Source organism: Streptomyces sp. NPDC003027, assembly GCF_053591435.1.
The window spans coordinates 50341-60544 of the sequence record NZ_JBSFTU010000038.1; the positions used below are offsets into that span (position 1 = coordinate 50341).

A 10204-nucleotide genomic window follows, 5' to 3' on the forward strand; every position below is an offset into this window, starting at 1 on the left:
TCGTCAGCCCATGTCGGGCGTCAGGTCGGAAGGTGAATGTCGTCGGGTCCGGTGAAGCGCTGACCCCGGTAGCCCAGAACGGGCCCAATCTCGCCGTGCTCGCGAGCGATGATGATCTTTCGGTAGTCGACCGCTCGTCCTCCGCGGTCCGACTCCCCTAGCGCCGCTTCCACGAGCTCGTGGATCCGCTCTAGGCGCTCCTCGTCGACGATCTGTCCCGGGTCGTAGTCACTCCGGACGGTCTTGACGAGGCAGTCACAGCCGGGATGGATCGGGGCAAGATCCTTCTTGTGGTAGCGCTGCGTCGACGCGATCATGCACAGGGCACAGTCGTATTCGCCCTGGAGCTCGCGGACGGTGTACTCCACGCCCGGCTGATCGGCCGTGACTTCGCGGACGGTGTGCGTGCGAGCGAGCTGGAGATCCGTTTTCGCAATGGTGTCGAGTCGGTGTGCGCCGCGATCTAGCGCAACGTCCAGCGTCTCCCCGTTGGAGAGGGCCGTCCAGACGTCTACGAACGGCCGCCGGTAGACCTCTTCGGGGTCGACGTCGCGAAGCGCACGTCCGGTCACCTTGTCGAAGTCCAGGTCTACGCGGGATGGTTCGTCGGCTATCTCGCGGTACAGCTGTTCTAGATAGGTCGTGGTCAGGGACGCGACCTGTCGTTGCCCTGCAATGAGTGTCGGCAGCGCTGTCCGCTGGAATCGCCGGACGTCGCCGTCGCGCCAGGATCCGAGATCAGTCCACGAGCGACCGACGCGGCCTAGAACCGAAGTCCAGATCCCGCGGACGGCCGTTCCGTACTGTCGGTCAAGCCGCGTCAGGGACATTGCCACGTCCGATCACGGTCCGTCCGTCACGCTGCTCGCGGCGAGTCTGGAGCTCGTTGGGCTGTGGATCCTGCGCCGGCGTCGCGAGAAGGGCGTCCGCAGCGCGGTCCGTCTCCATGCGGTCAATCTGCGCCGGGGTGTAGCCGAGATCCTCCATGCGCTGACGCCAGGGGACACCGGCCGCTTGCTTCTTCACGGCAGCGTCGGCGAGCTCGGAGACCGTTCGCGACTCTGGGTCGCGCCACACGGTTTCGAGCGTGTAGTCCTTCGCGCGCACTTCGTCACCGGAGGCGAGGAAGGCTAGGCGCATCGTGCGCTGCCAGCTCTCGCCAAAGTCGTCTTGCTGGTCCAGCACCTTCGCGACGAGGCCCGTTTCCGCGGCCTTCAGAGCGTCGCCGCTGACGTTCACGACGGCGCCGATGATGTAGTGAGGCGGCGTCTTGCTGATCGCTGCAAGATCCTGAACCGCGGACTCGACAGAGCGCACGTACGGCGCAAGATCCGTAGCCGCGAACTCGCCGAACTTCACTTCGGGGTCGGCCGTCGTCCACAGCTTCTGAATGTCCAGCCGGAAGGGCTCAATGGCCTTACCGGTCAGCGGGTCCTCGTCGACCTCCAGGCCGGCAGCCCAACGCTGCCTGAAGGCGCCGTACTTCGCGGCTGCCACAAGCATGATCAGTTTGAGGTTAATGCGGTTCTGAACACTGAGGACGTCCTCGTGTTCAGCGAAACCTTCCGGAGATACCTGGCGCCGGTTGATGAAGGGAACGAGCGGCACGACGCCCAGCGTGTTGGGTCGATGCCCGTCGCGATCCCGGGGGACCGTAAACGCGTCCCATCCTCGGAGCGACGCGGCCCTACCGCTGAACGTAGGAGCTGAGTTCTTCGTGACGAACTCGTAGATCCGATCAGGCGTCCACAACGTGGCTCGGGTGTCCCCGGTCCAGTCGTCCCGCCACATCTTCAGGCCCGCTGCCAGCTCGCGGCGGCTTCCTTGCTTGCGCTCTACGGCTACCTGTCGCGGAGTCTCATGCGTCATGACTGGACGACCGTCGACGTCGCGCTCCACGAGGACGAATGCACGGCGCTGAGTGAGCGCGCCGTAGTGGACGAGGCGAGAGTCCGCCACCATCGCGTTCTCACGCCAAATCCGGTTGGCTTCCTCGTCGGCCACGCTCTGACGATCGTTGTCCCCGCTGGAGCGGAAGCCAGTCACACGAAGGCGCTCAGCCGGCGAGTCAACGACGAGTCGCGTCCAATTCGTTCGCGCGTCCTTCATCCACCCCCCGACCTCTTTCGGGTCCAGGCCAGGCAGGGTCGGAAGAGGCGCCTTACCCTCCACGTAGCGCTGGAGGGTGTTCAGTCCTGGCGTCCGCTCACCGTCTGAGTCGAAGGAGTCTTCCCTCTCGTCCAGGAGCTTCTTACCAAGCCGCTGAAGCCACCACCCGGGAGACTCCACCTTCGTTGCATCGATAGGCACTGACGGACCTCCCTCAGAAGGTGACGAGACGGGACGAGCGCTTCTTGCGCTTCGTGATTCCTGCGGCGACGGCATCCGCTCGGCACTCGTAGGCGAGTACGGCGGACATGGCGGCGTCGATTTTCCTCGGGCTCTTCGCGTGGCTCTTGCCGATGCCCATGTGGTTGCGGCCCATCGGCCGGCGCTTCGCGTTCAGCACGTGCCGTGTGAGCGTGGCACCCAGCTTCGAGTACGGCGCTTCATCGTCTGCCTTGTCGGTTCCAGCGAACGAGAGTGCCTTGTCGTCGACGGCTTCGACGAAGCGATCTAGCGCGTGCTCCATGGCCGTTGGCCGGTTCGTCCACCACTCCAGCGGGCGGGACTGTGTCGCGCTGATTTGGAGTCCGTCACCGTGGTCGCGGGTCCAGGCGTCTACGTAGTCCTGCCAGTGCGGCGGATCGCAGTAGAAGCCGGCGACCTCGTAGCGGTCGAAGGCGCGGGCGACGGCAGCGTCTACGGCCTCGCGGTCCACCTGCCAGCTCTCGCCTTCGGGTCCTTCGGGCTTCTCCCACACTCCGAGGAGCTGGAGATGGCCGTCGGAGACGCGGCAGGCTGTGAGCGCCGTAGCGTCGTCGCGGATCGAGCCGTCGAAGCCCAGCGTGACAAGCTCACCGGGGCCTATCTCTTCCGGTCGGCGACAGAGCTCCCACGCGTCGGAGTCCATCCACGAATCGGAGGAGAACGTCCGGCTGTTCAGGAAGTACCGCTTGCCATCGGCGCTGTCGTTGCGCAGGTCGTAGAAGTCGTCGACGAGCGTCTCTAGGTCCATCCACTCCATGGCGTCGCCGTAGGAGTCCAGGAGGGCCGCACGGAGCTCGTCCTCGTTCTTCAGATCCTTGCAGACGCCGTACCGGTGGTCGTAGAGGAGTCGAGCGCGACCGCGCTTCTTCTTACCCTCACGGATGGCTTCGGCTTCTTCATACGTGCGCTCAGCAACGGAGTCTTGCCCTGGGGCAAACATCGTCGTCGTTTCGAGGTACCACGTGCCAGCCCCCTTCTTCCGCTTGCGCAGGTTTCGGGTGACGGTCGCGTACATGCGCCGCAGCTCAGGCGTGTTGTAAAGGTGAGTCTCGTCGAAACAGACCCAGGTCTCCTTGCCACCGTCCTTCGACGAGGACGAGGCGGTCGACGGAGTGATCTCTCCGCCGTCAGGAAGGTTGATCTTCGTCAGTCCAGGGTCGACGCCCGGGATCTGCGAGAGGAGTGACGCCTCGTCGGTCAGGTTGAAGTGGATGGTGTCGTAGACGTTGCCGGTCTGGCCTTCCTCCGTCGCCATGATGCGGAGGTAGGGAACGCGGACCGGGCGGCCCATCGGTTCGCCGGCCTCGTAGATGTACTCGAAACCGAGCCCCCAGGGGTCGCGGTAGACCTCTCCGCCTTCAGCCCATCCGTCGAAGCGACAGGGGCCAAACGCCTCGAAGAGGCCGATGCGGGCGCCGAGACCGGACTTGTCGCAGCCCTTCGGGCGGCTGAAGAACGCTGAGTCGTACAGCATCTTCCCGGCGTGCTCGTCGAGCGCGTAGCAGTCAACGACGAAGCCTGTGTACTCGTCGCCGTGGCGCACCGGTTCACCCTGGACGTCGCCGGGGCCGTGCACAACGAAATACTCCATCCATGCGACAGCCATCCACCCTAGAGAGCGGGAGCGGTCGTGACCGGGGGCGCGCACAGTGACGTGCGGCATGCCGGCTCCTAGCCTGTTAGACGCGCCTTGCGCGAAGAGATGTCAGTGACGTTGCCGGAGCTCTGCACGGGCCGCTGAGGGGCCGCTGAGGGGTCGTCGACCTTGAGCTTCAGGCGCGCCCGGTCTTCCGGTGTGGCGCCGAACTTCGAGCTGCGCATGCGCACTTCGCTCAGGAACTCCCACTTGCCCTTAGTCCAGGCCGTGTGGTGCATGAGAGCAGCGTCCATGAGGAACGCCCAGTCGGTTTCGAGGAACGTCGACGCCATCGGCGAGACGCGCCAGGTGTGCCACCACCGCACAGTCATCGGGTGCCACTCTTCGTCGCCCGGAAGGACGCCTTCCGGCAGCTCCGGGCCGCGGAGTTCGCCGTCGTTGACGATGACCGTTTCGGGCTCTGTGGCATTGCGCCGGCGGCGCTTCGCGGGGTCCTTCGGTGCAGGCCCGCGGCCAGCCATCAGACCACGTCCAAAGTGGCTGTAGTGGCGAAGAGAAACCGCGCGCCGGACTCGCCCTTCATGTGCTTCAGGGCATCGGCATACGCGGGGTCTGTGAAGTCGAGGTCCAGCGTGTTCACCTCGTCAAGAACGAGCATGAACGGCGCCGGATCGTCAGGCGTCGCAGGAAGGCGCATCACCTGAAGACGTGCCATGGGGTTACCTCCCGAGTATGAACGGCAGACGCCGCCCATGTCGGGAGCTACGCCGTCAGCTTGTTCACCACCGCGGAGAGGTCCGCGAGGATGGACGGGCAGGCACCGTGTCGGCGCCCCGTCATTGCGATGTACCGGCCCGTTCCGTAGACCTCTACGGCCGTACCGTCGGGGCGTCGGATGCGCCGTCCCTGTCGGACGTTGGCGCGGCCCCAGATGTGCAGTCCATCGCCGGACGGGGACACCTCTACGTAGGTGGCGCCCGCGTCACGGAGAATGGCTGCGGCCCACGGCGCCAGACGGCCCGTGAGCGGATTGATGCAGTGGTCCAGGTCCAGACAGACCACGTCGTCGACGTCGGAGAGTACGAAGCCCATACCGACGCCGGCCACGGACTCCGTGGCGTTCTTGTACGTGCTCCACGTCGCGGGGTCGGTCGATGACGCGGCCCTGCCGGTCGTCGTCAGCGGTCGTTTGTCCGCGGCTCGTCGGACCCACCTGTCGCGGGTCGTGAGCTCCTGCGGGAACACTCTCTTCTTCTCTGCGCGGTGCAGAGCCACGCGGCACCTAACGGAGCATGTCCGAGCGTCCGCGCGGGCGGTGATCGGCATGTCGCCTCCGCAGTGCGCGCACAGTCGCTCGGTTCTCATCATGGCTCCATTGTAGATGCGGCGTGTAACACTTGCAAGCCTCTGACCTGGGAGTTCATCACGTGGAGAGATAGCCGGCGAGTAACACTTAGCGCCCGGCGGGCCGCTCAGATGCCCCTCAGGAGCCCTGCGCGGGCGCCTCCCGGCCTCCCAGCGGCACGGGTCTAGCCGTTACGTTTTAGGTCCCCAGACCCGTACAGAGCGCGAGAACCAGCACCTTTACGGTCCGGAAGGTGGCCGGTAGGGGGTCACCCCCCTGGGTCAGGGCTAGTCGATCTTGGCTGCGAATCCGGCACGCGGCTCCTGGCGCTCTCCGTCAGCGAGCTCGCCGCGGATCTCCAGCCGACTCGGGATGAGTGTCAGCGTGATCTTGGTGACCGATCCGTCTCCGCGCGTTCCGACCGTGATCTTCGGAGGCTCAGCGACTGTTCCGACGTCGACGCCATTCACGCGCACATGCGTCGCACTCACGCCGTCCTCGCCCGTGTCATCCGCCTCCCACACCACCACATGGGCGCCGCTCATGGGAGGCGCGCAGCGTTGATCGCCTGCGCACTGTCACGCAGTTCTGCATCACACGTGTGCACCTGTACGTGCACGCGGTACGGCATGCTGCCTCCACCCCACAGCCACGCACGCAGGCGCTTCGACATGACTCGCATCAGTCCTCCAGTGCTGGGTGTGTGGGACGTGGCTTGTGTGTACGCACACGCTTGAGCCCGGCGGCTATGCCAGCCTCACGGGCGGTCTTCTGTGCGTGGCACCACGTACACAAGAGCTGAAGATTGGCGTCGCTGTGATCGTCACCAGGGATGATGTGGTCCACGTCAGTGCCAGGCTGTGTGCACCGCCCGCTTACCTCGAAGACCGTCGTACAGCGGTACCCGTCACGGCGCTTGATGCGGCGGCAGATGGCTGGCCAGTTGCGCGGTAGCCGCGCTCTGCGGGTGCTTCCTTCCCACGCCAAAGGGCCACCTCCTGACCGGCTCGTGGCCTACGCTTCGGCCATGTTGAAGAAGCTGTTGGGGAAGCTCGCCTTCCCGTCGATCACGGACGCCGCCGGCCAGGCGTACAAGCGGGGCGACGCGGTGTTCTCGTACCGCTTCCATCCGTCTCCCTCTCCGAGGAATCAGGACGGAGATGTCGCTCGCGCGATAGCCGACGTCGAAGCGATCGGCTGGACGCTGCTCAGCCAGCAAGCGGAGGGCGAGGGGGTGCAGCGGTTCGTATCGCTCACGTTTCGCCGCAAGGAAATGGACTACTTCGCCCGTCCCGCTTCCTGAAGTAGCTCAGCTCCGCTCGCGGGATCTCTCCTCCGCGGCGGAGCTGCGTCATGGGCGTGTCAGCTCAGACGAATGGGCGTCAGCTTGAGCTCGGCATGGTCAACGTCGATCTGCATCTTCCCGCCGTACTCCGAGGGATCGAAGGGGCCGAAGCCCTGCTTCTCGCCTACTGCCAGCGTCTCCGGACGGGGACTGACGCTCTGACCGTCCACGGTGCGACGGAAGCGGAACGTCACCGTGCGACTCACCGTCGATCCGGTGTTCTCCACGATGATGGCGGTACGGCCGTCGTTGACCATCACGTGATGGTTCACAGGGTCGCCAGTCGTCGGTACGAGAGCGACGCCGGCGCGGCTGATGGTGGTCACAGGGACGTTGACGCGTGGCATAGGAGCTCCGTCAGATTGGGCCCTCCTCCGGGCCTCCGGCGGGGCGTCTGCCGCCCTCACGGGGCGCTTGATACGTCGGGACGGCAGGATTCGAACCTGCGACCTCCCGGTCCCAAACCGGGCGCTCTACCGCTGAACTACGTCCCGCGTGTGCAGCCCTGATGGAGCCAGTGAGTGGGCATGCGGCCCCTAAGGAAGTCGCGCCGTCGCTCTCACCAGATCGCCCATCAGGGCTTCGTACCGCGCGAGGGATTCGAACCCCCAACCTCCTGGACCTGAGCCAGGCGCCTCTACCAAGTTGGGCTAGCGCGGCATGACGTCGGTCGGCTGTGCCGGATGCCTCCGGAGAGACGACCGTCCGTCAGCACGAACGGGAGGAATCGAACCTCCGTAGGCGGTTTTGGAGACCGCTGCTCTACCACTGAGCTACGCCCGCTCGTCCGGACCGTGAGGCCCGGGTGCTGGACGCCGCGCACTAGGTGCCGCGTCCTCTATCCGCCACGATGCAGGCGGTACAGCAGAGCCACCGACAGGGTTCGAACCTGCGACCCGCGTCTTACGAGGACGCCGCTCTACCAACTGAGCTACGGGGGCTGGACGTCGGGCAGGCGAACCACATCACCCCTGCCCATGGGCACCCCGACCGCTATACCAACTCGGTGCCGTTCCTGACGTGGTCCCGGGAGGACTCGAACCTCCGCACCCGGCTTCGTAGGCCGGCGCTCTGTCCAACTGAGCTACGAGACCAGCAACGAGACGTCACGAGCGGGATTTGAACCCGCGACATTGCCCTCCAGTGACCACGCGGGTGTGGAGGGTTGTTCTGCCAGGCTGAACTACCGTGGCGTCTCGTCAGTGGATGGGGCCGGAGTCGAACCGACCTGCGCAGATCATCGGGCACACGGCCCTACCTTTTCGCCACCATGGTCAAGGGGAATCGAACCCCACACCGTCACCAGACGGACGCCCGAATCGAACGGACAGACGCTCGCCACTCCATCCGTGGTAGGGGTAGCGGCGGATGACTCGTCTTGTCCCGGCCCGCTGCTTGCGCTGACGATCGCCCCTACCTTCCCCGCCGTCCGTCCCCTGAACGTCGACGAGAAGTCTTTGAACGACCGGGGCCGCTCAACCGCGCATCTACCCGGAGGAGAGTGCGGGGAGCGCAGGAGCGGCGCCGGCCGTCAGGAGGGAGCGGGAAGCCGCGCCAGTCGCCGGCCTCGCCAGTTCTTCCCTCTACCTTAGTTATGGGGCGCATGTTACGCGGTAACGATCTTGGTCATCCTCCTCCGCGGCCCGGTGCGCAATCTGCAAACTAACCCCCTTTTTTCCAAACTCCTTAACACGTGTTAGAGAGTTATGAAAATAGGGGGTTGGTTTGACCTTTTGACACCTAGTTGACTACGGCCAGTTCTGGAATCGCCCTAGTCGCACACTCTCTGTAGTTATCCACAGCGACCTGTGGAGGAGGCGGCTCCTTGCGACGGCGGATGGCTACCGCTAGAGCTCTCCATCCGCCACCGCTCGTGCGCCTAGGCCGTCGATGACGTCGACGAAGACGTTATCGATCCGTTACCTAAACGCCCTCATCAAACCTCGTCGACGGTCGCCCAACGGATCTCCACGCGCTCGAATCCATCGAAGCTCGCCTGCCCCTTGGTTGTGTTCACCTTCTTCAGCTTCACTTGGTCGATTGCCAGACGGAGCAACTCCCGACGGAGTGGCACATCTGCGGCATCCCAGGCTTCCCGCGCGCTCTCGTGATCCAGTAGGAAGCTGATGTCCACCGCTCCGCCTCCAGCCTTCTTGAGCACTTCCCGCGCCTCGGCCATGATCTGGTTGACGTCTTCCCACGCGGGTTCGAAGAAGCGTGCCGCGGGTCCTTCGTACAGGCCCTTCCTGCGGTCGCGGAGAAGGCGCTCCATTTGCGCTTCAGCAGCCGCCAGAGCGGCTCGCGCCTCAATCAGTTCCTCGGTCTCCTCGGGCTTTGTCAGTGCGCCCCAACGCTGCGCCACGACGACCAAGAGCGGGTCATCCGGCTCAGCGTTCGTCAGCCGGTCCAACCAGCGTTGCGACACGTAGCGCTCGACAGCGGGCGCGTACACCGACGCGGGCGCGGGACACTTGCTACCCCCCTGCTTCGACATGCACGTGTAGGAGCGGCTCATCACTGGCGCCGCTCTGCCGCATCCGTGGCACCGGCTGAGGTCCGTCAGGAGATGTCGCTTTCGTCCACGATCGGCGCCACTGGTTTGAGCGTCGGGCTTTGAGTGGCCGGCCAGTGCACGCGTCGCTGCGTTCCTCTGTGCGTCGGTCACCAGCCGCACACCGACACGAACTCTCTTTCCTTTGTCGTTGGTGTAGATGGTTCCGGGGCCGTTCGTCAGCTTCACTACCTGCCACCCGCTATACGCGGGATTATGGAGGATCCGGTGAATCGTGTTGTGATTCCAGCGGTTACCCATGGGCCCGGGGATACCGTCTTTGTCGAGACCCTGCGCGATCTCACGCAGGCTTCGCCCGGCGGCCGCCTCTCGGAAGATCCGCTTAGCGACGGTAGCCTTACTCCCCTTCGTTGGGTGCTCTGGGTGCGCTGGCTTCTTGTCCTCCACCAGCTTTCTGTCCTCATCGGCGACAAGGCCGTACGGAACACGGCCCGAGACCCATTCACCGTTGTCACGCTGAGACGCTTTTGTGTCGGTCACGCGCTTAGAGATGCGCTCAGCTTCCTCACGCGCGTCTTCCGCCTTCCACATGATCATTCGACGGTGGGACGGATCGGAGGAATCCAATCCGTCTTCGCCGAAGATGATTCGGCCGCCGTTCAGATTCTCCAGCGTGGAGAGCACCGCAAGCGCGCCTTTGCGGTCGAAACGGTCCAGCTTGTAGCACCACAGTGTTTTGATCTCGCCGGATGCAAGCGCTAGGAGCGCCTTTGTGTAGTCGGGGCGCTTGATATCCTTCGACGCGCTGAGTTTGTCAGACCAGATTTTGCGTACCGTGAGGCCGTTCCAGTCTGCCCAGTGGCGTCCCCTCCCCTCCTGCGTCGACGGAGACAGGTCTCCGCGCCGGCCAGCAATCTTGACCGACTTCCGGGTGTAGATGTCCATTAGCTGCTCGGGTGGCAGCTCCTCCCCATCACTCACGCATGTCAGTATGCGCCCTCTGGAGCTCAGTGCATAGGTGGTCACGTATCCAAG

At 64.7% G+C, this 10204-nt stretch carries 11 protein-coding genes, 5 tRNA genes and 1 pseudogene; 1 reads left to right on the forward strand and 16 read right to left on the reverse strand.

The features are described from left to right. Positions 1 to 20: 20 nt before the first annotated feature. From ACWDX6_RS24235 to ACWDX6_RS24270, 8 genes are all read right to left on the reverse strand, one after another. Entirely contained in the window at positions 21 to 830 is an 810-nt protein-coding gene (locus ACWDX6_RS24235; protein ID WP_451487003.1) for a hypothetical protein, read from the reverse strand. Further along, complete coding sequence (locus ACWDX6_RS24240) at positions 811 to 2385, reverse strand: phage portal protein (RefSeq protein WP_451486993.1); 1575 nt, start codon at positions 2383 to 2385, stop codon at positions 811 to 813. The genes ACWDX6_RS24235 and ACWDX6_RS24240 overlap by 20 nt, the downstream gene beginning before the upstream one ends. Beyond that, positions 2324 to 4033, reverse strand: coding sequence for a terminase (locus ACWDX6_RS24245; protein WP_451486994.1), 1710 nt, complete (start codon positions 4031 to 4033; stop codon positions 2324 to 2326). The genes ACWDX6_RS24240 and ACWDX6_RS24245 overlap by 62 nt, the downstream gene beginning before the upstream one ends. 8 nt (positions 4034 to 4041) lie before the next feature. Further along, positions 4042 to 4488, reverse strand: coding sequence for a phage terminase small subunit (locus ACWDX6_RS24250; RefSeq protein ID WP_451486995.1), 447 nt, complete (start codon positions 4486 to 4488; stop codon positions 4042 to 4044). Further along, the gene (locus ACWDX6_RS24255; protein WP_451486996.1) at positions 4488 to 4682 is read right to left on the reverse strand and encodes a hypothetical protein; all 195 of its coding nucleotides are present in this window, start codon (positions 4680 to 4682) and stop codon (positions 4488 to 4490) included. Before ACWDX6_RS24255 ends, ACWDX6_RS24250 begins: the two co-directional genes overlap by 1 nt. Before the next feature lie 47 nt (positions 4683 to 4729). Further along, positions 4730 to 5293 carry a bifunctional DNA primase/polymerase gene (locus ACWDX6_RS24260; RefSeq protein WP_451486997.1) on the reverse strand — a complete coding sequence of 188 codons (564 nt, stop codon included), beginning with the start codon at positions 5291 to 5293 and terminating at the stop codon, positions 4730 to 4732. Between the two features lie 306 nt (positions 5294 to 5599). After that, a complete protein-coding gene (locus ACWDX6_RS24265; RefSeq protein WP_451486998.1) occupies positions 5600 to 5857 on the reverse strand; it encodes a hypothetical protein in 258 nt (85 codons plus the stop codon). A 136-nt stretch (positions 5858 to 5993) separates the two neighbouring features. Next, positions 5994 to 6299 (reverse strand): HNH endonuclease, encoded by a 306-nt coding sequence (locus tag ACWDX6_RS24270; protein WP_451486999.1) that lies wholly within the window; start codon positions 6297 to 6299, stop codon positions 5994 to 5996. A gap of 40 nt (positions 6300 to 6339) precedes the next feature. Here ACWDX6_RS24270 and ACWDX6_RS24275 point away from each other — a divergent pair, with 40 nt between their 5' ends. Further along, a complete protein-coding gene (locus ACWDX6_RS24275) occupies positions 6340 to 6615 on the forward strand; it encodes a hypothetical protein (RefSeq protein WP_451487000.1) in 276 nt (91 codons plus the stop codon). Positions 6616 to 6674: 59 nt separating this feature from the next. Here ACWDX6_RS24275 and ACWDX6_RS24280 read toward each other — a convergent pair whose 3' ends face one another. From ACWDX6_RS24280 to ACWDX6_RS24315, 8 genes and pseudogenes are all read right to left on the reverse strand, one after another. Beyond that, positions 6675 to 6983 (reverse strand): hypothetical protein, encoded by a 309-nt coding sequence (locus ACWDX6_RS24280; protein ID WP_451487001.1) that lies wholly within the window; start codon positions 6981 to 6983, stop codon positions 6675 to 6677. Positions 6984 to 7079: 96 nt separating this feature from the next. After that, positions 7080 to 7151: transfer RNA gene (locus ACWDX6_RS24285), tRNA-Pro, on the reverse strand. Between the two features lie 91 nt (positions 7152 to 7242). Next, positions 7243 to 7317, reverse strand: a tRNA-Leu gene (locus tag ACWDX6_RS24290). Positions 7318 to 7369: 52 nt separating this feature from the next. Next, positions 7370 to 7440: transfer RNA gene (locus ACWDX6_RS24295), tRNA-Trp, on the reverse strand. An 85-nt stretch (positions 7441 to 7525) separates the two neighbouring features. Then, a tRNA-Thr gene (locus ACWDX6_RS24300) sits at positions 7526 to 7598 on the reverse strand. An 80-nt stretch (positions 7599 to 7678) separates the two neighbouring features. Next, positions 7679 to 7751 (reverse strand) — tRNA-Arg (locus tag ACWDX6_RS24305). A gap of 10 nt (positions 7752 to 7761) precedes the next feature. After that, positions 7762 to 7850 (reverse strand): annotated as a pseudogene (locus ACWDX6_RS24310). Positions 7851 to 8593: 743 nt separating this feature from the next. Then, the gene (locus ACWDX6_RS24315) at positions 8594 to 10150 is read right to left on the reverse strand and encodes a recombinase family protein (protein ID WP_451487002.1); all 1557 of its coding nucleotides are present in this window, start codon (positions 10148 to 10150) and stop codon (positions 8594 to 8596) included. Positions 10151 to 10204: the final 54 nt, after the last annotated feature.

Bases quoted from the DNA above. Each gene is read 5' to 3' on its own strand.
- ACWDX6_RS24235 (WP_451487003.1), bottom strand. From the start codon at position 830: ATGTCCCTGACGCGGCTTGACCGACAGTACGGAACGGCCGTCCGCGGG.
- ACWDX6_RS24240 (WP_451486993.1), bottom strand. From the start codon at position 2,385: ATGCCGTCGCCGCAGGAATCACGAAGCGCAAGAAGCGCTCGTCCCGTC.
- ACWDX6_RS24245 (WP_451486994.1), bottom strand. From the start codon at position 4,033: ATGCCGCACGTCACTGTGCGCGCCCCCGGTCACGACCGCTCCCGCTCT.
- ACWDX6_RS24250 (WP_451486995.1), bottom strand. From the start codon at position 4,488: ATGGCTGGCCGCGGGCCTGCACCGAAGGACCCCGCGAAGCGCCGCCGG.
- ACWDX6_RS24255 (WP_451486996.1), bottom strand. From the start codon at position 4,682: ATGGCACGTCTTCAGGTGATGCGCCTTCCTGCGACGCCTGACGATCCG.
- ACWDX6_RS24260 (WP_451486997.1), bottom strand. From the start codon at position 5,293: ATGCCGATCACCGCCCGCGCGGACGCTCGGACATGCTCCGTTAGGTGC.
- ACWDX6_RS24265 (WP_451486998.1), bottom strand. From the start codon at position 5,857: ATGAGCGGCGCCCATGTGGTGGTGTGGGAGGCGGATGACACGGGCGAG.
- ACWDX6_RS24275 (WP_451487000.1), top strand. From the start codon at position 6,340: ATGTTGAAGAAGCTGTTGGGGAAGCTCGCCTTCCCGTCGATCACGGAC.